Annotated in this window: 22 protein-coding genes, 3 tRNA genes, 1 rRNA gene, 1 pseudogene and 1 other annotated feature; of the genes and pseudogenes, 6 read left to right on the top strand and 21 right to left on the bottom strand. The window is 46.1% G+C overall.

The window, feature by feature from the left end; translation table 11 throughout:
- The 5 genes from HUT38_02645 to HUT38_02625 form a co-directional block, all read left to right on the top strand.
- Positions 1-175: hypothetical protein (locus HUT38_02645; GenBank protein ID NUQ57356.1), on the top strand; the 175-nt coding region annotated here is incomplete at its 5' end.
- 2 nt (positions 176-177) lie between these two features.
- Complete coding sequence (locus tag HUT38_02640) at positions 178-384, top strand: helix-turn-helix transcriptional regulator (protein NUQ57355.1); 207 nt, start codon at positions 178-180, stop codon at positions 382-384.
- 2 nt (positions 385-386) lie between these two features.
- Complete coding sequence (locus HUT38_02635; GenBank protein NUQ57354.1) at positions 387-941, top strand: serine hydrolase family protein; 555 nt, start codon at positions 387-389, stop codon at positions 939-941.
- Between the two features lie 3 nt (positions 942-944).
- Positions 945-1,445, top strand: a complete 501-nt coding sequence (locus tag HUT38_02630; GenBank protein ID NUQ57353.1) for an HIT family protein — start codon at positions 945-947, stop codon at positions 1,443-1,445.
- 8 nt (positions 1,446-1,453) lie between these two features.
- Positions 1,454-1,861 carry an SET domain-containing protein gene (locus tag HUT38_02625; protein NUQ57352.1) on the top strand — a complete coding sequence of 136 codons (408 nt, stop codon included), beginning with the start codon at positions 1,454-1,456 and terminating at the stop codon, positions 1,859-1,861.
- A gap of 122 nt (positions 1,862-1,983) precedes the next feature.
- Here the strand turns inward: HUT38_02625 and HUT38_02620 are convergent, their stop codons facing one another.
- From HUT38_02620 to HUT38_02580, 9 genes are all read right to left on the bottom strand, one after another.
- On the bottom strand, positions 1,984-3,240 hold the full coding sequence (locus tag HUT38_02620) for a PAS domain S-box protein (protein ID NUQ57351.1): 1,257 nt from the start codon (positions 3,238-3,240) through the stop codon (positions 1,984-1,986).
- Positions 3,224-3,676 (bottom strand): hypothetical protein, encoded by a 453-nt coding sequence (locus tag HUT38_02615; GenBank protein NUQ57350.1) that lies wholly within the window; start codon positions 3,674-3,676, stop codon positions 3,224-3,226. Before HUT38_02615 ends, HUT38_02620 begins: the two co-directional genes overlap by 17 nt.
- On the bottom strand, positions 3,673-4,050 hold the full coding sequence (locus HUT38_02610) for a response regulator (GenBank protein NUQ57349.1): 378 nt from the start codon (positions 4,048-4,050) through the stop codon (positions 3,673-3,675). Before HUT38_02610 ends, HUT38_02615 begins: the two co-directional genes overlap by 4 nt.
- Positions 4,051-4,216: 166 nt before the next feature.
- The gene (locus tag HUT38_02605; GenBank protein ID NUQ57348.1) at positions 4,217-5,188 is read right to left on the bottom strand and encodes a D-alanine--D-alanine ligase; all 972 of its coding nucleotides are present in this window, start codon (positions 5,186-5,188) and stop codon (positions 4,217-4,219) included.
- A gap of 35 nt (positions 5,189-5,223) precedes the next feature.
- On the bottom strand, positions 5,224-5,910 hold the full coding sequence (locus tag HUT38_02600; GenBank protein ID NUQ57347.1) for an alpha/beta fold hydrolase: 687 nt from the start codon (positions 5,908-5,910) through the stop codon (positions 5,224-5,226).
- 222 nt (positions 5,911-6,132) lie between these two features.
- Positions 6,133-6,205, bottom strand: a tRNA-Ala gene (locus HUT38_02595).
- A 146-nt stretch (positions 6,206-6,351) separates the two neighbouring features.
- Positions 6,352-6,423, bottom strand: a tRNA-Arg gene (locus HUT38_02590).
- 82 nt (positions 6,424-6,505) lie between these two features.
- Positions 6,506-6,739: a glutathione S-transferase N-terminal domain-containing protein gene (locus tag HUT38_02585; GenBank protein NUQ57346.1), complete on the bottom strand. Its 234-nt coding sequence runs from the start codon at positions 6,737-6,739 to the stop codon at positions 6,506-6,508.
- 22 nt (positions 6,740-6,761) lie between these two features.
- Entirely contained in the window at positions 6,762-8,081 is a 1,320-nt protein-coding gene (locus HUT38_02580) for a UDP-N-acetylmuramate--L-alanine ligase (GenBank protein ID NUQ57345.1), read from the bottom strand.
- A 163-nt stretch (positions 8,082-8,244) separates the two neighbouring features.
- Between HUT38_02580 and HUT38_02575 the strand changes: the two genes are divergently transcribed.
- Positions 8,245-9,084, top strand: coding sequence for a laccase domain-containing protein (locus HUT38_02575; GenBank protein ID NUQ57344.1), 840 nt, complete (start codon positions 8,245-8,247; stop codon positions 9,082-9,084).
- Positions 9,085-9,178: 94 nt separating this feature from the next.
- On the opposite strand, the gene murD is transcribed toward HUT38_02575, so the two are convergent.
- The 12 genes and pseudogenes from murD to HUT38_02515 all read right to left on the bottom strand — a co-directional run.
- The gene (gene murD, locus HUT38_02570; GenBank protein ID NUQ57343.1) at positions 9,179-10,609 is read right to left on the bottom strand and encodes a UDP-N-acetylmuramoyl-L-alanine--D-glutamate ligase; all 1,431 of its coding nucleotides are present in this window, start codon (positions 10,607-10,609) and stop codon (positions 9,179-9,181) included.
- A gap of 1 nt (position 10,610) precedes the next feature.
- Entirely contained in the window at positions 10,611-11,468 is an 858-nt protein-coding gene (locus tag HUT38_02565) for an aminotransferase class IV (GenBank protein NUQ57342.1), read from the bottom strand.
- 99 nt (positions 11,469-11,567) lie between these two features.
- Positions 11,568-15,137 (bottom strand): hypothetical protein, encoded by a 3,570-nt coding sequence (locus HUT38_02560; GenBank protein NUQ57341.1) that lies wholly within the window; start codon positions 15,135-15,137, stop codon positions 11,568-11,570.
- 10 nt (positions 15,138-15,147) lie between these two features.
- Positions 15,148-15,414 (bottom strand): hypothetical protein, encoded by a 267-nt coding sequence (locus HUT38_02555; protein ID NUQ57340.1) that lies wholly within the window; start codon positions 15,412-15,414, stop codon positions 15,148-15,150.
- 488 nt (positions 15,415-15,902) lie between these two features.
- A tRNA-Ile gene (locus HUT38_02550) sits at positions 15,903-15,974 on the bottom strand.
- A 248-nt stretch (positions 15,975-16,222) separates the two neighbouring features.
- Positions 16,223-16,317, bottom strand: a sequence feature (possible 16S ribosomal RNA but 16S or 23S rRNA prediction is too short).
- Positions 16,318-16,906: 589 nt separating this feature from the next.
- Positions 16,907-18,407, bottom strand: a 16S ribosomal RNA gene (locus HUT38_02545).
- 272 nt (positions 18,408-18,679) lie between these two features.
- Entirely contained in the window at positions 18,680-19,573 is an 894-nt protein-coding gene (gene secF / locus HUT38_02540) for a protein translocase subunit SecF (GenBank protein NUQ57339.1), read from the bottom strand.
- A gap of 141 nt (positions 19,574-19,714) precedes the next feature.
- A pseudogene (secD, locus tag HUT38_02535) lies at positions 19,715-21,006 on the bottom strand (protein translocase subunit SecD).
- Positions 21,007-21,101: 95 nt separating this feature from the next.
- The gene (locus HUT38_02530; GenBank protein NUQ57338.1) at positions 21,102-22,184 is read right to left on the bottom strand and encodes a LamG domain-containing protein; all 1,083 of its coding nucleotides are present in this window, start codon (positions 22,182-22,184) and stop codon (positions 21,102-21,104) included.
- 10 nt (positions 22,185-22,194) lie between these two features.
- Positions 22,195-22,410, bottom strand: coding sequence for a hypothetical protein (locus HUT38_02525; GenBank protein ID NUQ57337.1), 216 nt, complete (start codon positions 22,408-22,410; stop codon positions 22,195-22,197).
- A 38-nt stretch (positions 22,411-22,448) separates the two neighbouring features.
- Positions 22,449-22,652 (bottom strand): four helix bundle protein, encoded by a 204-nt coding sequence (locus HUT38_02520; protein ID NUQ57336.1) that lies wholly within the window; start codon positions 22,650-22,652, stop codon positions 22,449-22,451.
- A gap of 37 nt (positions 22,653-22,689) precedes the next feature.
- Positions 22,690-22,921: glycoside hydrolase (locus tag HUT38_02515; GenBank protein NUQ57335.1), on the bottom strand; the 232-nt coding region annotated here is incomplete at its 5' end.

The raw sequence follows: 22,921 nt of genomic DNA, 5'->3' as shown, positions 1-22,921 counted from the left end.
GATATGGAGGCGGGGCGACGGACTCGCCCGCGCGGAGGAGGGGTCTGGGGAGGAATCCGCGCGGGCTTCGGCTTTCTTTTTTGAAAAAATCGGCGGCTACAAAAGAAGAATCCATATATGGGATTATACCTCCATATTGAGGCATGGCGCAATAGTTGATAAAGTGATAATATAAATATGGCTCAAATTTCCAAAAAACTTGGAGAAAACATCAAGCGTATACGGCTTCGCCGTAAAATGTCGCAAGGCGACATTTGTCGAGCAATCGACATGGATAGAAGCTATATGAGCGCGATTGAGGGCGGAAAGGTCAATGTTACGCTTGTGATATTGGAGAAACTCGCCAATGCGCTTGATGTTTCCGTTGATGAGCTTTTGAAATAACTATGAAAAAAGTTTTTATAATTCATGGATTTGAAGGTAGCCCAAATGGTGGTTGGCGACCTTGGCTTATGTCTGAACTTGAAAAGCAAGATGTTTATGCTTGCGCGCTTTCTATGCCCGCACCCGAAAATCCAGTTTGTGCCGAATGGGTTGATGAGATTTCAAGACACATCGAGCGAAATACCAATGATGAGATTTACTTAGTGGGACATTCACTTGGAGCACCTGCGATTTTAAGATATTTGGAAAGCGCACAAGCAAAACAAATTTCTGGTGCAGTTTTAATTTCCGGACCATCGGAAAAAAATAGCAACAGGAAAATTGACAGTTTCTTGGATAAAAATTTTGATTTCGGAAAGATAAAGCTCCACTGTAAAAATTTTGCAATTATTCATGGGGATAATGACCCTAATGTTCCATTAGATAACGCAAAATTTTTATCTCAAGAATTAGATGGAGAACTTGTTATTGTTGAAGATGGCGGGCATCTCAATGGCTCTGCTGGTTGGTTTAAATTGCCACAATGTTTGGATATTTTGAACAAGATGATGAAATAATTTATGGCAAAATACGAAGCAACAACTAAAGACAGCAAATGTATTTTCTGCGAGATAGTCGCAGGGAATATTCAAACTGCCGGAAAATTTTGGGAAGATGATGAATTTATGGCATGGCTCGCCATTGACCCAAACACCGAGGGTTTTACATGCGTTATACCAAAACAACATTTTGGAAGCGATGTTTTGAAAATGCCCGATGATGTTTTACAAAGATTTATCATCGCTTCCAAGAAAGTTGCCAATATCCTTGAAAATTATTTTGAGGATGTTGGTCGAGTTGGCTTGATAATGGAAGGGACAGGCATAGACCACGCTCATATTAAACTTGTGCCGATGCACGGCACGGAAAATTTGAAGAAAGGTGTTTGGAAGCAAGTTTTGAGCGGGAAAGAATTTTGGTTTGACAAATACGAGGGCTGGATTTCTTCGGGAAGCGGACCAATGGCAAAACCCGAAGATTTGAAAAAACTTGCTTCCGAAATTATTAAAAATCAAAAATAATATTTTTTATGCTAACAGTAAAAGCAAGCGCAAAGCCAAGTAAAATTGAAGGAATAGGATTATTTGCGGATGAGAAAATTCCAAAAGGAACTGTGACATGGAGATTCAACCCGCGCTTTGATATTCTTTTTGACCCAGAAGAAGTTAAACAAATGCCACTGGAACACCGTGAACTTATTGACCGATATGCCTACTTATCTACAACAACAGGAAAATATGTTTACTCTATTGACGATAGCAGATTCACAAATCACTCGTCGGTAAAAAATAATATTGATGTTGTTCCAACCCCTGGCGAGCCCGAAACATTAGGCGTTGCAAATCGTGACATAGAAAAAGGAGAAGAGATGTTAGTAAATTATCGTGCGTTTGATGCGCACGATGAAAATAGCAAAGAGGAATATCTTAATAATTAGCCGCCGATTTTTTCAAAAAGAGTCCGTCGCCCCGCCTCCATATCCCCAGAAAAATAGTGGCGGGGCGCATCAGGAGTTCCGTTCAAAGAAAGTTCGCGCAAATGCTAGAATAACACCAATCCTCACTTTTCTTTATACGCCGGCAGGGTGAAGTAGAAAGTGGAGCCTTTGCCGTCCTTGTTGGGCTCGTAGCCCACCGCGCCGCCGTGGCGTTCTATGATGTTTTTGACGATAAACAGGCCAATGCCGGAGCCCTCGGTGTGCACCTCTTTGGCCAATCTGTCCCGGAAAAATTTGGTAAACAAAGACGGCGCCGACTCCGGCAGAACTCCGATGCCGTCGTCCTTGATGGAAAATTTTATGACTCCCCCGCTTTCTCTAAGCGACAAATCTATCTTTCCGCCGTCAGGGGTGTATTTTATGGAATTGTTCAAATAATTGGATATGGCCGTCGCGAGCCTTAACCTGTCGCCTCTGGCAACGAAAACTCCGCCTTTTGAATCATTAAACGCGACAGACAACTTTTTCTGGCGACTTTCCTGCTTGTAATTTTTTATCGCGCCTTCCACAAGTTCGGCTAAATCAACCATCTCAAACCTGTCCACGAACAAACCCTCTTCCACTTCCGTTATTTCCAGAAGATAGGAGGTGAACTTCACCAGCTTTTCAGCGTTGTCCAGAATACTTTTGACACTTTCCCGCTTCTTCGTTTCGTCCAATTCCGCTCCGGCCAAAGCCGCCGCCGCCCATTTTATGCCGGTCAGCGGGGTAAGAAACTTGTGCGACATAATGGTAACGTACTCCGTCTTCATTTTGTCCAGATACCTGGCGCGGCTGACGTCGCGGATAATTTTAAGAATTTCGCCCCTCGTCCGACTAAGCTCCGCTTTGGAAATCTGATAAATCATCTCTCTCCCGTTTTTATCCTTAAGAGAATACTCAAAATCGTCATCTTCCTTTGTATCCATGGCCACCGCTTCCAGAAGAGGCGAGAGCTTCGTTACTTCGGAAAATTTCCGTCCTTTGAGCCGCGCTTTGCCGACGCCCGCCATTTTTTCGGCCGCCGTATTAAGAACCAGGATTCTTCCTTCTTTGTTGTGCACCACCAGGCCCTCCACCATATTCTCCACGATTTCTTTCTCCCGTTCGCGAAGTAATTTTTCTTCCTCCTCTTTCTCGGCTATTCTTTTCAGAAAAAGCACCGAGAAGCGGAAGAATATCAGGGCGATCGCTCCGAGGAAAGGAATGAGTATGAAAATTATTGAAACAATGGCCGGAAAATCGCCCGGATAAAGTTTTAAAACGAGCAAATTAATCAAAACGAGCGACGCGACGCCGCTCGTTATCCAGGCTATTTTTCTTTTATTGAGACTGCTCATCCGACAATATGCTGTTTCTGGCTTTGGCTATCTTGTACATTCCGGTGATAACCAGCAAAAACCCTATACCCACCGCTATGGCATGGGCTATGGATGACCAGGCCTTGCCGAAAAACGGATACACTTCTTCTATACCGGTATAAATCCAAACCAGGATGTGCGTGTCGCCCACGCCGTACATCAGAACTCCCCATGCGATAAAGTAAAGAGCTTTCTGTAAAGCCGTGCCTTTTAAAATCCTGGAAACCATGAAAGCCAGCGCCGAGGTCAGAACCAGCAGAGTTATCTCCACAAACAGCGTTACGAACACTTCCGACGCCTGTGGAACCTGCAGCAAAGCGCCGATTTTCTGATAAGAAAACATTACGGGAAAAGCCAGTATCAAATCCAGTATCACTATGGCTATTATGAAATATTTTAATTTTCCTCCTTTCATTTTTTTGTTTGGCCGGACAGAAATTTTTTAACTTTGGCCACGATGTCTTCGGGGGTATTGTAAGCTTTGACGATATAATCTTTCGTCCCCATCAAAGTGGCCTTGCTGATGTTATTTTTGTCGTAGAGATTGGAAAGGACGATCACGGGAACCGATTTCATTTTTTCGTCGTTTTTCATCGTTTCCAGGACTTTGAAGCCGTCAACTTTCGGCAAAACCATGTCCAAAAGAACCAGGTCGTAGTTGCCCGCCCTTATTTTCTCCAGCCCGTTTTCGCCGTCGGCGGCCGCTTCTATTTCAAAGCCGCCCTCTTTAAGCTTTTCCGCCAGAACGCTCATTAGAAACGGGTCATCCTCCACGATCAGCAACTTCATTCGTTTAAATTATCCGGCCGATTTATTATCTTTTAATTTTAATAATCAGGTTATCTATCGACTAAAGATGAAACCTTTTAAATCAAGCTTATGTTTTAATTTTAATGGTTGGCTGTCTAGAGTCAATTGGAGAATGTGAAATAAAACGGAAGACACCGCGCGTTTTTTACAAGTCGGATGACAGAGCCAATTTCAGCAAGTGGTCTATTAACTCTGTTTGTGAAGAGCCGACGGCTTCCACGGCCTTCGGCACCAAAGATTCTCCGGTCAGGCCGGGGAGCGTGTTTATCTCCAGAATGTAAATTCCTTTTTTGGAAACGATAAAATCGGAACGGGAATAATGACGGGCGCCGACGGCGTTGTGCGCCAGTACCGCCAGCTGTTCCAATTTCCTCTTTGTTGGCAAATCAAAATGGGCCGGGCAAATTTCCCTCGTTCCGCCCCCGTATTTGGCCTCGTAATCAAAAAACTTGTTTTTGGCCGGCGGCGCTACCTCTATCACCGGCAAGGCGTAATGTTTTTGCCCGCGGAAACCGTCCAACACCCCGCAGGTTGCTTCCCTGCCGGGGATGTATTCTTCCGCCAATATTTTACTGTCAAATTGAGCCGCCTGTCGGACAGCCTCGGCCAGCTCGTTTAAAATCCTGACTACGGAAACGCCGACCGACGAACCCGCCGCGGCGGGCTTGATCACCCACGGTGGCGGCATGGTCTTAAAAATTTTTGCCGCGAAAGATTCGGGAGTTTCTTCCTTCATGTCGCCGATAACGGCCCGCGCGATTTTGAGCCCCGCTTTTTTGAACGCTTCACGCGCCAATGTTTTGCTCATGCCCAAAGCGGAAGCGACCGCGCCGGAACCGGTATAAGGCACTCCATGCGCGTCCATCAGCATCTGAACTTTCCCATCCTCGCCGTATTGCCCGTGCAGAGCGTTGAAAATCACGTCCACGGAATTAAAAACCCGGTCGGCGGTGGTCGGCTTCCGGTCCAAGTGCCAGTGGTTGTCTTTGCTTATGAAAACGTCTCTGGCCAGGTATTTTTCCGGCAGCGCCGCCAGCACGCTCGCGCCCGTTTTTAAAGACACGTCGTGCTCGGACGAAGGCCCGCCACGGAGAACCCCGACAATTATTTTACCCATGAGGCTATTATACTATTTTAATTGGAATTCAAAAATCAGGCGGCAAAGTATATTCCTTTGAGCCAGTCGCCTATCTCTTCCGCCAAAGACAAGTCCTCTTTGAACATGTCCGTGCCATGACCGGCGTTTTTAAGAATTTTCAGTTTTTTGTTTTCCGTTTTTACCAGACTGAAGAGCTTGGCCGCCGTCTCGGTGGAATACTCGTCGTTTTCCCCGCCCGCCGCCAGAAACACCGCCTGGTCTTCGTTTAATTTTTTGGCCAGTCTTTCCGTAGCCACGCCCCGGTAATCCAGCCCGGGAGAAAGGAGGAACGACGCTTTTATTTCGTTTTGCTCGGATTGAAATTGCAGGGAGAGGTTGGCGCCGATGGAAGCGCCTCCTAAGGCGATTTTTTTAAGCGGCATTCCGGCGTTTACCAGAAATTCCGCCGCCGCTTCAATATCCATGATGCTCGCCTGATGTTGCTGGTCGTTGTAATTTTTAAACCCCGACGGCCCTTCCTGCGATTCGCCGTGCCCGCGCAAATCTATCGCCAAGCAGTGGAAGCCGCTCATATTGAGCTTCCTGGCGAAATCCTTCCAGCTATCTTTGGTGGCCGGCATCATGTGAGTGAGAATGACCGCCGGCGCGTCGGTGTTAACCAAAGAATAAAAATCGGCGGCTATCTCAAAGCCGTCCCTTGTTTTTAGTTTTATTTTGTTCGCTTCCATTTTCTTTCTCATATTATAACAGATAAATAAAATTTTTTGCCAGGACGGAATTTGAACTTGGAAGCTAAACTTCCAATTGGAAGTTTAGCTTCCAAGTTCTTCTGTCTTCTGTAAAAACATAAATCCCGCCGAAGCGGGACTTATGGGATATGTATTGGCGCCGTCCAACAATTGTTAAGTGGGACGGAAAACGCTCACATGCAAGTATCCTAGCAGATTGAGAATAAAAGTCAATGGACTCGACGGGATTCGAACCCGTTACCTCCGCTATGCCATAGCGGCGCTCTACCAATTGAGCTACGAGCCCTTATGATTTTAAAATACAATGGGCGCGCTCCCCGCCCGCAACGCCAGCAAGCTGGCTTGTGTGGCGGGCGGGTACCAAATGAGCTAATGGCCCTTGTTTAAAACAACAATATTATATAGAAAAAAGAATAATTTTCAACAAAATTTTGCCCCCAAAAGGAATCGAACCTCCATCTCTCCCTTAGGACGGGATTGCTCTATCCATTGAGCTATGGGGGCTGAAGCACAGTTATTTAAGCACAAATTTAACCCAAAAACAAACGCCCCGATTTTGCCGGAGCGTTTGTTTTACTTATTCATTTTACATTCCCAGCATTTTTGACAACTGCTCTTTGTCAAAGCCTATCATCATTTCCCCATCCACCTCTATCACCGGCACGGCCATTTGGCCGGTTTTTTTGATGACTTCGTCCCGCATCGCTATATCTTTGGTCAAATCATAGTCGGTAAACGGGATGTTCTTCTCCGTCAAAAAATCCTTCGCCATCCGGCAATAAACGCACGTCGGCGTGGAATAAATTATTACTTTTTTCATAAAAATATTTTATCAGATAAAATTATTTAAGCAAATTTTCGCCGATTTTATAAATATCCCCCGCGCCGATGGTCAAAACGACATCGTTTTTTTTCGCGTTTTCCAGTAAAAAGTTTTCTATTTTTTCAGACGAACCAAGATAAGTTGCTTTGCCGCCGTTTTTTATAATCTCATCCGCCAGCATTTTTGAATTTATGCTTTCGTCTTTGGGCTCCCGGGCGGCGTAAATGTCGGCCAGGATAACTTCGCCGGCGTCGCCAAAACTTTTGCCAAAATCTTCCAATAAAAGTTTGGTGCGGCTGTAAAGATGGGGCTGAAAAACGCACCAAATCTTGCCCCGAGCATTGCCGAGGGGTTTTTCCCCGCCAAAAAATTTCCTCGCCCCTTTGAGCGTCGCTTTTATCTCCGTGGGATGGTGGCCGTAATCATCGTAAACAACAATGCCGTTTTTCGTTTTTCCTTTATACTCAAACCTGCGCCAGGTGCCGGAAAAATCGTTTAATGACTCTCGAGCCATTTCTTCCTCAATGCCCAAGATTTTCGCCACTACCACCGCCGCTTTGGCGTTTTTTATATTATGCTCGCCGGGAATTTTTAAATTAAAGTCCGAAGATATTTTCGTATAATCAATAATTCCAGCTTTCGCGGACTTAATAACTTCTTTTAAATTTTCATCGTTCGGGTCGCAAACCAGAAAGCCGTCTTCCGGCAATTTTGAAACAAACTCCGCGAACGCTTTTTTGATATTTTCCAGACTGCCGTAATAATCCAGGTGGTCATTGTCTATGTTGGTGATGACAATTATTCTAGGGCTTAGATTCAAAAAAGATTTTTTGTATTCGCAGGCTTCTACTACAAAGTAATCACTTTTTCCAGCGCTAAAATTGGAGTGGCTGCCGTTCATCAGACTGCCGACGATAATGGTCGGGTCTTTCTTCGCGTCTGTTAAAATTTTCCCGATCATCGCCGTGGTGGTGGTTTTTCCGTGCGCGCCGGAGATGGCGATGGTATATTTGTTTTGAGAAATCAGCCCCAAAATTTCCGGATAAGAAAACGTCGGAATATTTAATTCTTTCGCCTTTTTCAGTTCCGGATTTTCTTCTGTCACCGCCGGAGTGTAAACAAGCAAATCAATACTACCAGAAACATTACCGGCGTTATGGCCGATAAAAACCTCCGCCCCAAGCTTTTTCAACTCTTTTGTAATAAGAGAATCGGTAGAATCCGACCCGCTGACGATTTTACCTTCTCCAATCATCATCCTCGCAATCGCCGACACGCCGATTCCGCCAATGCCCACAAAATGCGCCCGTTTTATTTTAGCCAAATCAATATTTTTCATATTATTTTTACCAATCTATCTTACAGCAAATTTTGAGATAAAAAAGTGGGGGTAAGCTTGCAAAGAGCGCCGCGAAAGGATATAAAGACAATGATATTTAGTTTAGTCCTTTTAAAAATTTTAACTTTCTGAAACGCAAAATGGCCGAAAGGAGGGCCGAAAAATGACTTTAACTTTCGCACCTGCGACACCGTTCAAAATAAATTCAGAAAAAGTAAGTATTTACCTTTTTGGCAAGCCTCACAATTTCAGTCCGCGCGACAACGCTGGAATCGTTACCGAAACTTTAAAGTTTTACGCTATTAACAACGGAGTTACGAATATCTTTGCGCCTTCATGCGAAAAATTTAACGCCGAGGTTGTTTGGGAAAAGAGTTTTCGGCAAAAAATAAGATTTCGGGGAGGTTTGACAATACGCAAAGGGGTCTTTGCCGATGGCGTTGTTTTAGAAAACAGGCAAGATGCTTTCTTTGTCCCCAGCGCCGACTGCCCAACAGTCGTCGCTACTGGGAAATACATTGTGATAGCCGCGCACGCGGGGAGGGATTGTCTTTTAGACAAACAAAAAATCCATACTGGCAAAAGGTCCCGAAGAAACGGGAGTGTGGTTGACGCCATAATGGAAAAATACATCATGGCCGGAGAATTTATAAAAGATCTGCGCGTCTTTATAACTTGCGGAATCAAGGCGGAAAACTTTCGCCATCCGATTAACCACCCGCAATACGGCAAGAAAAATGAAGTTTTAATCAATCACCTGCTTACAGAGTATGGCGAAGATTGCTTAAAGGGCAATCCGGAGGAGGGTAAAATCAGTCTTGATGGTTTGATAAAAACTCAATTTCTCCGACACGGTGTCCCGCCGGAAAACTTGCTCGCTGACGGCATAGACACATTCAGCGACAATATCTTAGACGAGCACGTCTGGCACAGCTGCGCCAGAGCAAAAACTCAAGAAGAAAAGGGGCAGAGAAACGGTGTTTTTATCTTCAGAAAATTTTAATTCAAAGAAAGGCCTACAAAGGGCAGACGCGCGATTTCAAGCGTCTGTCCTTTTTATTTTCCGCCAAAGGCGGACCAGCCTCCGGCTGGTACTCTTACTTTAACTTCTTAACTTCTTTGACAAACTGGTCGCCGCGGTCAAATTCGTTTTTAAATACTCCAAAACTGGCCGCGCCGGGGGAAAGTAATACGACATCTCCTTTTTTTGTTTTATCTTTGGCAATTTCCATTGCGTTTTTCATGCTGTCCACGACTTCTACCGGAAACTTTGTTTTGCCTAATGCCTCAATTATTTTATTGGAAGCCAACCCTCGGAACAAAATCAGCGCTTTGACATATTTTTTAACAACCTTGGCATACTCTTCGTATTCCAGATTTTTGTCCGCGCCGCCGCCGAGCAGTATTATTTTCCCTCTGTATTTTTTCAACGCCTCCAGTCCGGCCAAAACCCCGTCCGGCGTGGTGGCGGTAGTGTCGTTGTAATATTTTACTCCTCTAACCTCTCTTACAAGCTCTAACCGTCCGGGCAACCCTTTGAATTTCTCTACCGCTTTTTTTATTGCTGTATCCTTCACGCCGATTTTTCTGGCCGCCTCAACCGCCAAAGCAATGTTTTGCAGATTATGCTCGCCCAGTAGTTTTACTTTCCAATTTTTTGGAATATCGCCTTTTTTAGCAATTACTATTTTGCTCTTTATGTTGCCATTTTTAAAATCCTTCTCTGTTTCTATTCTCGCACTTTTAACAAATGATTTTACATTGCGGAAAAATTTCTCTCCCGCGACAAAAAAATCATTTTCTTTTTGAAATTTAAAAATGTTGGCTTTGTCGGAAAAATATTTGTCCATATCGCCGTTGTAGTAATTCAGGTGATCAGGTAAAAAAGTCGTAAACACGGCAACATTCGGGCTGATTTGGGCGTCGCCAAATCCCTGCAGCTGCCAGGAATCCAGCTCCATCACGACAACATCATTCGGTTTGATTGTTTTAAGCAGAGGCAAGGTCGCCAAACCTTTCACGTTGCCTCCAAGATTAACTTTTCGCTTTGTGTTTTTGAAAGCCTCTTTTATAATTTCGTAAATCAAGTGGGTGACGGTGGACTTCCCTCTCGTTCCAGTAATACCGACAATCTGAACTTGGAGGTTCAACCTCCAAGTGGAGGTTGAACCTCCAAGTTCAGCGAGTTTGGCAAAAAGCGAGGCGTCCATTTCCACCGGAATTTTATTTTTTCTCGCTTCGGCGATGTGGAGCGAATCAAGCGGCACGCCGGCGGCTTTTATAACCATGTCCTTGCCGGAAAAATCAGCTAAATCATGTTTACCCAAAACGTACTTAATATTTGAGAATTTAGAAAGTTTTTTAAGCGACGGCGCCAGCTGTTCTTCCGTCTTCAAGTCTGTTATCGTCAATTCCGCTCCGCACTCCGCCAAAAATTTGGCGACGTTGACCCCCCTCCCCAATATCCCTAACCCCATCATCAGAATTTTCTTATTTTTGAAATAGTTCGTGTATGTTTTTTTATCCATATCAATAATTTCTTACAAATTCTTCAAAAATTTGCATCAGTCGTTTGGTGTTTTTGCCCGGTTTGCCCTCGCCGATTTTAAAGTCGTCCACCTGGACTATCGGTGTTATATCCTTGTATGTGCTGGTGATGAAGGCTTCGTCCGCCGTCTTCATTTCTTGAAACGACAATTCCCTCTCCTCAACCGAGAAACCGTTTTCTTTGGCCAACTTTATCACCAAATTTCTGGTGGTGCCCTTCAATATTCCTTCAGACGGAGTGATAAGAACATCGTTTTTGAAAACAAAAAAGTTGCTGGTGGAAGCTTCCAAAACAAATCCGTCGGAAACATAAAGTATTTCCAGAAAATCTTTCGCGGTTTTTTTGCCCTCATTAAAAGCTTTTACCGCCGCCTGATAATTAAGCGTTTTTATTTCCGGCATATACCTGCCAAAATCGGCTGTTATGAGTTTAGCGCCGCTTTCAAATAATTTTTTCGGCAGTGGTTTAAGCTCCTTGGCTAAAATAAAAAAAGTCGGCGAGTTTGGGTCGAAATAAAGCATATCAAGCGCCCGCCCGCCGGTGATAACAATCCTTACGGCCGCTTTTTCCAGATTATTTTTTCGCAATAATTCCGTAATCGCGGCTCTCATCTCTTCTTTGCCAAGCGGCAGATTAAGACCGAGCCTCCCGGAAGAATTTTTGAGCCTTTCGTAGTGTTCGTCGTATAAAAAAATTTTTCCGTTGTTTAGCGTCGCCAGCGCGTCAAACACGCCGTACCCACGAAGCAACCCCAGATCGTCCAAAGCGATTCCAGCTTCCGTAAATGGCAGAAATTTTCCGTTGAGATAGCAAAAATTATTTTTTTTAGTTTCCGGCACGAATAAAATATATCAGATAAAAACCCCAACCGCAATTAAATTAAAGAGCAATGACCGTCCCGTTTTCAGCGGGACGGTCATTGGTTTACTGCGATTTTTCTATCTTGAGAAAATTCCGAAAATATCTTTAAGTATTTCACTCAAGCTAGCCATAAAACTTCCGCTGTTTCCGTTGAGAGTCGTGTTGGACATAACGCAGGTAGTACCATCCCAGGTTCCACCTGCTTGAGCGCAAGCGGCCGACGGGTCGGTTGTAGCGCTGCTGTAATCCGCCGCGCTGCTGACCGTATTGGGCATAACGCAGGAACTGCCGTTCCAGCTTCCGCCGGATTGAGCGCAGGCCGCCGAAGCGTCGTAAGCGCTGCTGTAGCTGCCGCCATTCCCTCCGCCTCCCGAATAAGAACTATAGGAACCGGAATCATATGAGCTGTAAGAAGAACCGCCGGTGGAATATGAGCTATACGAACCTCCGGTTGAATACGACGAATTACTCCACGACGCGCAACCGTTAATATATTCCGTCGCGCAATTCTTTACCGTCGAGCCGCCGTAATTGACATACTGGTCCATCGCGCTGTTGAAGTAAGCGCTGCCCATATCGTGACAACCGGAACCGAGCAGGTTCGACGGACAAGCGGAAGCCGAGCTGTAGGAGTATCCGCCGTACGAACTTGCGTAACCGCCGGAAACGATGTTTCTCACACCCTGGCATTCGGAAGAATTGTAATCCGCGTGAGCCGTATTGTAGCAATCGCTCCTGGGCATGCAGGTGTTGGTTGAACCTTTAAGATACTGGGTTGACCAATCGCATTGCGGGTAATTGTAGCCGTAGGAACTGTAAGAATATGAACTGTAATTGCCGTAGGAAGAATAACCGCCATAACTGCTGCCGCTATCGCTGGCCGGACAGTTTTCCGCCGTGTAATTGGCGCCATTGGTAAGATAGCTCGGGTAATTATAATCGCACTTTCTTTCGTTGTTGAGCTGGCAATAGCGTCTGCCGGAAGAATCCCATCGGCTGTAGGAGAAGCCTGGGCAGGAATTGGCATCGCCGGCGTAAGGGGAGTAGCCGCCGGAATTGTAGGAGGAGTAAGAATAAGCGGCTTGCGAGCCGGGCGACAACGCCAGGCATTTGGCCTCATCGGGCATGCCGAAGTCTGGGCTTTGATAATTGCCGGCGCCGGGCATCCAAATATCCCAAGCGGAACCGGGCACATTAGCGCAGGCTTCTTTCAAACGGGCGATACGGGCGGAATCGGCGTCCGTTCTCACCCACGACCTCAAACCATTGGTGTTCCAGATTTGCTCCCTTTGGCCGGAAGGGGCGGAGTAACTGTAAGAGGAGTAATTTCCCGTGGAAGCGCAGCCATCCGTGGTAGCCGCGTCCCCGTATTTGGCCGACTTGGTCATCTCGCCGTTGCAGTAAATTCTGGCGCCGGAGTCGTCGTTGTACATGAAGTGGCAGCCGGAGCCGAGCAGATTCACCAGATTTTCAGGACATGATGCCGTGTTTTGATAATTGGAGGAGCTGTAGGAATAAGAGGAGCGCTGGTTGTAGTCGGGGTACTTGCAATATTCGCCGGTCCACGTTCCGCCTTCTTTGTAGCATTTCTCTTTGGGATTGTAAGAATATGATGAGTAAGATTCCTTCGGCGCGCAGAAACCCTGTCCTCCTTCGCCAGTCACCTTCCAATACTGTTCCGACGAGCATTTCTGTTCATTGGCGACAAGAACGCACTCCGATCTGCCGCAGCCGTCCGTAGTGGGTTTGTAAATTTTTTGAGTTCCGGGCTGGCAATCAATTTCCGGCATCGCCGGGCAGATACTTCTTGGCGGAAAATTGACCGAAGCGGAAGAATCTGTTCTATATGGATAAGACGGCGGGGGAGGCGTTACATACTGCGGGGTGACGCAAATTTCCTTAGCCTTGGCGAAATCGCCGGTTTGAATGGCCGCGAAACATTCCGGGCTGGGCCCGACCGGTCCGGGGCCCGGGTAACTGACGCCATACCCCTGGCCTGGCGGCGGATAATAGCCGCCCTGCTGCGGCTGATATGGCTGGCTAGTTCCTCTGAATCCGTCCTGGTAATTATAAGGATACTGTCCCCCTCCGCCGCCGGATCCCCCCTCGTAACCCCCGGGTATCCCCACTGGCACAGGCCGGGTGAAAGCCTGATTGTATTGCTGGAACCTGCCAACAACTTCTTTTTGGTCAAAAACTTCATGTTTGGCGCCGAAAGCTATACACTCCGCGCCGTTGGCCGGGTTGCTGCAGTAAGCGAAACATTCTTCCGGCGATTTGCATCCTCCCGGTCCGGCTTGACTGGCGAAAGTTTTTTCAACCTCGTTTTTTCTCTGTTCCATTTCTTCGCCCTGCTTTACCCTGAATTCTATTTCCGAAACCATTCTGCGCGCTTCGGCGGAGCTTCCCGCCAATTCTTTCAGTTTCGGCAAAGCTTTTTTGGACCCTTCAAAACATTTTTGGCCTAAAGCGAAATCAAAAGCGGCTCTTTCGCATTGTATCGGGTCAAAGCCCATTTCGGCTTTCATCAATTCATACACCTTTATTCCGGAATCAAAGTCGCCTTTGAATTCTTCCGGTATAAATTCCCGGCAAGCTTCCGGATTAACCCGACATTTTTCAAAATCAACTTGCGGTCCGGCGGCGAAAGACTCAAATATTTTAAGGCTCTCCTCGATTTCTTCTCTGCTGACAAAACCGTTTTTCACGGCAAAGTCGCCGCAGGCTTTGGCCAAACCGGTATTCCTGGTCTCAAAAGCCGCGTCGCAAGTCTTTCTTATGGAATCCTTACCCGTTATTTTTCGTCCGTCCGGCGTAACAAGTTCCATTTTTTCCAACCCTTTCAGGTATATGTCGCCAGCCTGTTTGGTTTGAGCTCTTACTGCCGCCAATTCCTTAACCCCTTCCGGCCCGAAATATTTAACGGCTATCTCGTCGCAGGCCGTCAAAGATTCGGATCCCGGCCTTAAGCATTTTTGGCCGACTTCTTCCGCCGTTTTGCCCAGCCCCTGATATTCGCCCCTGGCCAAAGCTTCTTCAAGCTTTACCGCGGAATCCAGCATTTCTGTTTTTTCTATAACGCCCCGGGGCATGTATCTTTCCACGATTTTTGACTGTTTAGCCAATTTTTTGCTGGCTTCAAAACAACTAATCAGCTGTTCTCTGGTCAAAGACTCCGCCGGCCGGCTGCAAATGTCGGTGGAAACGCCGGCGTTTCTGATTTCTGTCACTATGGTTTCGGCGGCTCTGACTTCCTCTTTGTCTATCTTCAGCGTCTTGGCCACGGTCGGCTTCTTTAAAATATCGTTGGCGATCTTCACTATCATCTCATCGAAATTTTCTTCGGCGGCGGCGCTTAATCTGGCAATGACTTCCTGTTTGAATGATAGGGCGATTTTGCGCTGCTCCTCTCCGTACACTTTATGTTTCTCAGCCAGTTCCAGCCCTTTTTCAAAATTATTATTAAAGGCTTTCTCGCACTCATCGCGGCTGGCGCAGCCAAGCTCTTGCGCCAAAGGCAAAAGTTCTTGCGGTATGTCGCCGGCGGCGGTTTGTTCCTGGGCCAAGCCGCTTTTCACCAAGCCGAAAACGGCAAAAACCGCTACCAGAGACACCATCAGTAATTTTTTAAAATTGACGGTTTTCATAGTTTTTAACTTATTGGGCGAAGGGATTAAGAGCTTTCTTGGCCTTCTCAAAAGGATTGGCGGTGACTCCCTCCAGCGGATTAGTGGCTTGGAAAGGGTTGACGTTTTTAACGGCTTCTTCGACCGCTTTTTTAGCCGCTTCCTCCTGCTGGGCTTTTATGTCGGCGGCGGCGGCGTTGTAGCCGTTGTCATAAGCGACCGTTCCGCCGTACCAATAACCCGCGCCAAAACCGACAACCAGAAACACCAGTCCGATTGCCAAAATGTTTTTGTTCATATTTATTTTTTATATAATTCGCCCGCGAACGGGCTTCCTAATATCTCCCGCGACCAACGAAAGATTTTTTAAATAATTTTTGATTGTGACAAAACAAAAAAACCGCGCTATCTACAGTATAGGATATTAAAAATTAAAATCTAAATTCAGTTATTCACAAGGAAAGTAAATAAAAAGCCCTTGGTAATGGGCTTTTTATTTTTTGAATTCAGTTCGCGGACGAAAATCAGTGGGCAGCACAAAGTACTGCCCACGATCTGGCTCTCAAAAAGCCGAAAATTTTTGTCTTTGTGAGCGTAGAAGGAATCGATTTTCTTATGGAAAATCCCGCGGACTGACATTTAGTCAGTCCGTTCGAGTCCTCCTTTTTTATTAAGTTCGTTCCAAACAAATATGGGTGCGGGAGGACTCGAACCTCCGGCCATCGCCCGCCACGCAAGCCAAGCAAGTTGGTTTGCTGACGTTGCGGGCGGGTCGTTATTAATTAGTGCGCATGGGAGGAATCGAACCTCCGACTTCTATCTTATCAGGATAGCGTTCTACCACTGAACTACATGCGCAAAAGCCTATTTATTTATAACAAAAAACACGCAAAATAACAATATCTTGCGTGCTTTTTGTGATTCTAATTTTCTTTCTTTTGTTCCGTCCTTGCCCCGTACCGAAATAGTATGGGGCGGTCTCAAATTAAAGCTCCGAGACCAACACTTTTTTCGTTCCGATAAATCGGAACGAATCGCCTAAACTTTCTCCGCCATAAGCGGAAAAAATTTTGTGTAAACTCCACGAGCAGCTTCCGCTACCCGTGCCTTGTTACGACTTAGCCCCTGTCACCGAACTTACCGTAGCCCCCGCTAAAGCGGGGTTTTCGGGTACTCTCGGCTCCCTTGGCTTGACGGGCGGATTGCGATAGATAGACAATACTTCGCGTTCCCACGTAGCGGGCGGATTTCCCGCACTACGCGAGCCCTGCAGTACGCTGATTCATTTGCTGTTTCAAGACGCGAATTTTATCAATGCCTACTTTTGTAAGATGCTTTCCATTTTCAACAATGGAGGCAATTTCGCAAAAGAGATTGAAATTCGCGAGCTTAGAATCGCTCTGTAAATTATGTATTTTGAAATAAGACCGACAACATAATCCGCAGAGACTGCTGGTTTCGCCCTTCTTCCGTCATTTGCCGTCTGGCATAACGGAATACTATGGCTCAGCTGACTTCTTGTGGCACTATTCATTGTCTTTACTATACCACAAGATCTCCCGGGGTTACTTAATTTTACAATTCCCGACATCCTTTATGCGTTTTTTCGCAACCTTCCTTCTGACTCACCGCAGAAGTCGGCTGCCGCATTTGAAACAAAGGCTGTCATTTGCCGCTTCAGACCCTTCAGTCTAAAAAATCGCTTCTTTAGACCTGTCTTCGGCTAACGCGCTTGCGCGCGTAGAGGATTTAAACCTCTTTGCAAAAAAGCTGCCCGGCGCTTTAAATTTTGAGTACAAGACTTGAGAACGTATTCACCGCGGTATAGCTGACCCGCGATTACTAGCAATTCCAGCTTCATGAGGTCGAGTTGCAGACCTCAATCCGAACTAGGACCGGCTTTGATGGGATTAGCTCCGCCTTTCGGCTTCGCGGCCCATTGTACCGGCCATTGTAACATGTGTGTGGCCCAGGACATCAAAGGGACATGCTGACTTGGCGTCATCCTCTCCTTCCTCCATATAGGCAGTCTCGCCTGACATATATAACAGGCAATAAGGGTTGCGTTCGTTGCCCCACTTAAGGGAACAATTCAAACCACGAACTGACGACAGCCATGCATCACCTGTCCAGCCGTCCTTGTGAGACATTCCGACTTTCGCCGGAACTTCGTCTGGATTTCCAGCCCTGGTGAGGTTCTTCGTTCATCGTCGAATTAAACCACATGTTCCACTGCTTGTGCAAGTCCCCGTCTATTCCTTTGAGTTTTAGCCTTGCGGCCGTACTTCCCAGGCGGTTCTCTTAACGCGTTAGCTTCGCCTCTCGAAGGGTCGATACTTCAAAAAGCCAGAGAACATCGTTTAGGGCGTGGACTACAAGGGTATCTAATCCTTTTTGATCCCCACGCTTTCGTGTTTCAGAGTCAGGAATGCGCCAGTGTGCTGCCTTCGCCTTTGGTGTTCCCCATGATATCAACGGATTTCACCCCTACACCATGAGTTCCGCACACCTCTCGCACCCTCCAGTCTTGCCGTTTCCTGTCCACTCTTTCGGTTGAGCCGAAATCTTTAAGACAGGACTAACAAGACCTCCTACACACCCTTTACGCCCAGTGATTCCGGATAACGCTCGGGGCACTCGTATTACCGCTGCTGCTGGCACGAGTTTAGCAACCCCTTATTCCTCCGCTAACATCAAACCGGTTTAACCCGGCTTTCTCACGGAGAAAAGAACTTTACAGGCCGAAGCCCTTCTTCATTCACGCGGCGTCGCTCCATCAGGCTTTCGCCCATTGTGGAAGACTCTCGACTGCTGCCACCCGTAGGTGTATGGCCCGTGTCGCAGTGCCATCGATGGGGATCATGCTCTCACACCCCCTAAACGTCATAGCCTTGGTAGGCCGTTACCCTGCCAACTAGCTGATATTGCACAGGCTCCTCTCCTTCCGCCGAAGCTTTACTCTTTGGATTGCTCCAAGAGACCATCGGACATTAGTCCCGCTTTCGCGGGATTATTTCCGAGAAAGAGGTGGATAACCTATGTATTACTATCTCGTTTGCCACTAGCCACTGCGTAGCAGTGGAAGCACGAAATCCTAAATTCGAAATCCGAAACAAATTCAAAATTCAAATTACAAATGTTTAAAACATTAGAATTTAAAAATTTAATTATTGTTTCGAATTTCGATATTCGAATTTCGAATTTCCAGTGCTACGCACTGACCCGTGCGACTTGCATGCCTTCTCCACGCCGCCAGCGTTCATCCTGAGCTAGGATCAAACTCATAAATTAATAGAAGTTTGAACTTCTCAAATAGAACGGAACAAAAGAAAAAATATTAGAATTAAATCGTGAAATGAAACGTCCCATGAAATAAATTTTGTTTCAGAAAACAAAATTTGATTTTTAATTAAAAATCATTTCACGGGATAAATGTGGTATTTAGTTTTCAATGTGCGATGCTTTATCTTTCCGCCAAACGGCGAAAAATAAAACACAGATATTACCTTAATAATATCTGTGTAAGAGTTTATACTTTATAAAAACCAGTGTCAAGCCCTTGTTTACTTTTTCCGGTCTTGCCGCTTGTAAACAGTGGCCAGAAGCGGCGAGGCTATAAAAATTGAGGAATAAGTGCCGACAACCACGCCGATTATAAGCGCCAAAGAAAAATATTTGGTGGATTCTCCGCCGAAAAAATACAAGGCCAGAAGCACCAAAACAACGGTCAAAGAAGTATTGATGGATCGCCCGATTGTCTGACTGACGCTGGAGCCGACGGTCTGCTCAAAATCTTCCCCTTGTTTGGATATTTTGATGTTCTCCCGGACGCGGTCAAAAACCACGATGGTGTCATGGACGGAAAATCCCAGAATGGTAAGCAAGGCGGTGATAAACAACGCGTCTATTTCCACGCCGTAATATTTTCCCAGATAGGCGAAAACGCCCGTGGGGATTACCACGTCGTGCGCCAAAGCCGCCACCGTTATCAGGCCGTATTTGAAGGAAGACACCGGCCGGGAAACTTTCCGGAAGGCGAAAGCGATGTAAAGCACTATGGCGACAATGACCATTATTATGGCCGTTATTGATTTTTGCCTTAATTCTTTGCCGATGGTCGGCCCGATGGAGTCAAAGCGTATTTCAGCAAGCTCGCCCTTTGAAGAAAAACCGGCCAACAATCTCTGGTGTTCTTCTTCGTTAAGTTCTTTCGCCCTGACGATAATTCCCTTTTCCCCTGACGGCTGGATTATGACGTTGCCGAGCCCCAGTTCGCCGGCCGCTTCCTGAAGAACCGCCGTTTCCGGCCTGGTGTTTTTGTATTCCGCCTCCAGAAGCGAACCTCCGGTAAACTCAATCCCCTGTTTTAAGCCGAAAAAGAATATGGCAAAAATGCTCGCTGCCATTACGATTCCTGACAAGGCGTACCATATTTTTCTGTGTTTGACGATAAACATAAATTAAACCAAAATTCGAAATCCGAATATCGAAATTCGAAACAGTATTTAAATTCTAATTTCTTAAATTCAAAACAGTTTATAATTTTTAATTTTTGTCATTTGAATTTGTTTCGGATTTCGTGCTTCGTGCTTCGGATTTTATCTAATTCCGCTTCCGAATAAAAATTTTCCGACCTTGTTTTCCCCCTTGAATCCCAAAGCGAACAGGAACGTCCGGCTGGCGGTAATGGCCGTGAACATACTGACTAAAATACCCACTCCCAGCGTCAAAGCGAATCCTTTGACCATGCTGGTGCCCATCCAGAACAAAATGGCGGAAGTTATAAGACTGGACGCGTTGGAATCGCGGATGGAAAGCCAGGCGCGGCTGAATCCTTCGGAAATGGCCGCTTCCAGCGCTTTGCCTTTTTTGAGTTCCTCTTTCATTCTTTCAAAAATAAGAATATTGGCGTCCACGGCCATACCGACGGAAAGGATAAAGCCGGCGATGCCCGGGGCGGTCAGCGTTACCGGTATTATTTTAAACAAAGCCAAAACTATAAGCGTGTAAACGCACAGGGCCAGCACTGCCACCAGTCCCGGCAGCCGGTACCATAATATAAGAAACAGCGCCACCATTATCAGCCCGTAAATTCCGGCGGTGATTCCCTTTACCAAAAATTTCTCTCCCAAAGTCGGACCGATGCTCTGCTGGGAAACGAGGGATATCGGCACCGGCAAGGCGCCGGAGTTAAGCCTCCGCACCAGGAGTTTGGCCTCCTTGGGGGTGAACTGTCCGGATATCTGCGCCCTGCCGCCTTTTATTTCTTCTCTTACCGTGGGCGCGCTTATGGGCGATCCGTCTAAAAAGATGGCTAAGGTTTTGCCGATATTTTCTTTAGTGATTTTGGCGAAAATTTCCGACCCTTCAATTCCAAAACGGCTTTCTTGAGGTATCGACCCGTCAACTGCGACGGGACAAAAACTTTGTTGAAGTCCTGTTTTTCTTCCTCGGACAATTTATCCAAATCAACTGCTTCCGTTCTGAATTCCAGAAATGGCGTCTCTCCTATTAGTCTTATCGCTTCGTTTAGGTCCGCCACGCCGGGCAAATCCACGATAAGCCGCTGCTCCTTCTCCCCGCCTATGGCGCCGCCTTGCTCAACCTGTACCAGCGGCTCGGCCACGCCGAAGAAGTTCACCCTTCTTTCTATGACGTCGCGCAGGCCGCTCATGGCGTCGTCAACCTCGGCCGGATCAATTTCCGACACATCGGCTTTGTATGTCAAGTGGGCTCCGCCCTTTAGATCAAGACCGAGTCTGAACGGCACGTTCAGCGCGGCGCTGTGGAGAAAAGAGCTTTCCGGAATAAAGCTTAAGGCGTTGAAGTAGCCGATGCCCAATCCGGCCAAAAGTATGAAAAAAGCGATGAATCTGTACCTGGCGGCCATGTTGTTATGGCAATTATCCTACATTTTTTTGAGATTTTTGCACTATTGACAATGTTTATAAAGCAATTAAACATAGATTTTTATTTTTAATCTTTTTATCTTGCCGCGTTATACAACAAACTAACCTCTCCCTGCGACAACGCCCTGTCATAAACCCGGACATCGTCGATGATACCGTTAAAATCATATGTTCCGTCTACCCAATCAGAGCCAATGCCAAGTTCTCTATTCCCGTTTTGCACCGTGCCGGCAACAGGTCCGGTATTCCAAGATTGATTTATTTCTCCGTTTAAGTAAACAGTCAGATTGTTGCCGTTTTTTACGCCGACGATGTGATACCAATTATCTTTGACTATCGGAGTCGTCCCTACATTAAAATAATCGGCTGAAGTGTTTGCAATCTGAAAAACCACCTCGTCGCCTGAAGAAACATAGAGTTCCCAGCTTAACCACGGACTTACGGAATGCCTCTTTATAATAATTTGCTGGCTTAGGTTTGAAAGTTTTCTTAATTTAATCCAAACCGAAACGCTCATGCTTCCGCTGCCGGCATCTAAGACATCTCCCATGTTCACGTAATCATCCGCCCCGTCAAACTTAAGCAGCGTGCCGTTGTTTCCCTGGCCGGAACGGTCGCTGGCGGTGTTGGTGACAAAATTGACGTCCGCTCCGTCAAATGTCCAGTGGCCGACAAGACCGTTTCGAAGAATACCGGTTGGAGTTTTGTTGAATTTACTTAAGCTTTGGTTATATAATCGCGCGACCTCCGATCCCGATAACGTCCTGTTATAAATCCTGACGTCATCCATGACTCCATTAAAAAAGGATGAGTTGGCGGACAAGGTCAAGTTGTTGGTATTGTTTGTGTTGCCTACGGAAGATATGCTCGCCGAGTTATCCGCCTGACCGTCAATATATATGGTAACCGTCCCGTCGCGGTCAAAAACGCCGGCAACGTGGCGCCACTGATTGTCATTCACGGTGCCGACGGAAGTCAAATCAACATTGTTCGTGCCGTCGTTTATTTTGGCATAAACCGTTCCGTTCACGTTAACGCTAATAGCGTATCCCGCTCCGCTCCCTCTTTTTTTAATTATATTTTCGAAAGATGTGTTTTTTGTTTTAATCCAGGCGGATAAAGTAAAATCGCCCGTTCCCATATTAAGGACGTTGCCCATGTTCACGTAATCATAGCAGCGTGCCGTTGTTTCCCTGGCCGGAACGGTCGCTGGCGGTGTTGGTGACAAAATTGACGTCCGCTCCGTCAAATGTCCAGTGGCCGACAAGACCGACATTTAAAGCGGAAGGACGAGAGATTTTAAAGCTGGCGGAGGAATAGTTGTAAAAACCGAAGAATAACAATGCTAGCGCTATTGTGGAAATTTTTGTAAAATTTATGAACATATTTTTAAATAAAAATTTAAATATCAAAAATTAAAAGATTATTTTTTACCTTTTAATGTTATTATACTGGAAGCAAAAATATTGGACAATTCCAGTAATTCTTTCAAAAGCCAGTTTAATTCGTCCTTATCCTCTTTATCGGCATCCCGCAACAAAGTAAGCCATGCTTTTGATTCGTTTGAAGATTTTTCGGCTTTTGCGGCAGTTTTATTTCTTTTATTTCCTTGGCCATAACAATTTATTTTACCAGATAAAAATAAATGTCAAAATTACATTAAACTAGCTTTCGCTTGAAACGCTTGATTGGCTCGCTTCGCTTGAATATTCTGATTGGGAGGACGATTCAGCGCTCGCTGACGAAGATTGCGAACTTGTTGACGACGATATTTCCTCCGAAGAGCTGCTGCTTTGAGCCGATGAAGATTCTTCTGATGAAGATGAGTTACTTGATGATTCGGAACTGCTTAACGAACTTTGGCTTGATGTTGCTGCTTCCGATGATGAAGAGCTG

Origin of the sequence: Candidatus Paceibacter sp., assembly GCA_013360865.1 — a bacterium.
Taxonomy (GTDB): domain Bacteria; phylum Patescibacteriota; class Minisyncoccia; order UBA9983; family UBA9983; genus SURF-57.
Note: the sequence above shows the minus strand (reverse complement) of the source record. Positions and strands in the feature narration are given on the sequence as shown.

Coding starts and splice junctions, on each gene's coding strand:
- HUT38_02600 (NUQ57347.1), bottom strand. CDS start 5,910: ATGAGAAAGAAAATGGAAGCGAACAAAATAAAACTAAAAACAAGGGAC.
- HUT38_02610 (NUQ57349.1), bottom strand. CDS start 4,050: ATGAAGTTGCTGATCGTGGAGGATGACCCGTTTCTAATGAGCGTTCTG.
- HUT38_02620 (NUQ57351.1), bottom strand. CDS start 3,240: ATGAGCAGTCTCAATAAAAGAAAAATAGCCTGGATAACGAGCGGCGTC.
- HUT38_02530 (NUQ57338.1), bottom strand. CDS start 22,184: ATGGGCAACGTCCTTAATATGGGAACGGGCGATTTTACTTTATCCGCC.
- HUT38_02625 (NUQ57352.1), top strand. CDS start 1,454: ATGCTAACAGTAAAAGCAAGCGCAAAGCCAAGTAAAATTGAAGGAATA.
- HUT38_02630 (NUQ57353.1), top strand. CDS start 945: ATGGCAAAATACGAAGCAACAACTAAAGACAGCAAATGTATTTTCTGC.
- HUT38_02635 (NUQ57354.1), top strand. CDS start 387: ATGAAAAAAGTTTTTATAATTCATGGATTTGAAGGTAGCCCAAATGGT.
- HUT38_02640 (NUQ57355.1), top strand. CDS start 178: ATGGCTCAAATTTCCAAAAAACTTGGAGAAAACATCAAGCGTATACGG.
- HUT38_02605 (NUQ57348.1), bottom strand. CDS start 5,188: ATGGGTAAAATAATTGTCGGGGTTCTCCGTGGCGGGCCTTCGTCCGAG.
- HUT38_02615 (NUQ57350.1), bottom strand. CDS start 3,676: ATGAAAGGAGGAAAATTAAAATATTTCATAATAGCCATAGTGATACTG.
- secF (NUQ57339.1), bottom strand. CDS start 19,573: ATGTTTATCGTCAAACACAGAAAAATATGGTACGCCTTGTCAGGAATC.
- HUT38_02580 (NUQ57345.1), bottom strand. CDS start 8,081: ATGAAAAATATTGATTTGGCTAAAATAAAACGGGCGCATTTTGTGGGC.
- HUT38_02525 (NUQ57337.1), bottom strand. CDS start 22,410: ATGTTCATAAATTTTACAAAAATTTCCACAATAGCGCTAGCATTGTTA.
- HUT38_02575 (NUQ57344.1), top strand. CDS start 8,245: ATGACTTTAACTTTCGCACCTGCGACACCGTTCAAAATAAATTCAGAA.
- HUT38_02560 (NUQ57341.1), bottom strand. CDS start 15,137: ATGAAAACCGTCAATTTTAAAAAATTACTGATGGTGTCTCTGGTAGCG.
- murD (NUQ57343.1), bottom strand. CDS start 10,609: ATGGATAAAAAAACATACACGAACTATTTCAAAAATAAGAAAATTCTG.
- HUT38_02555 (NUQ57340.1), bottom strand. CDS start 15,414: ATGAACAAAAACATTTTGGCAATCGGACTGGTGTTTCTGGTTGTCGGT.
- HUT38_02585 (NUQ57346.1), bottom strand. CDS start 6,739: ATGAAAAAAGTAATAATTTATTCCACGCCGACGTGCGTTTATTGCCGG.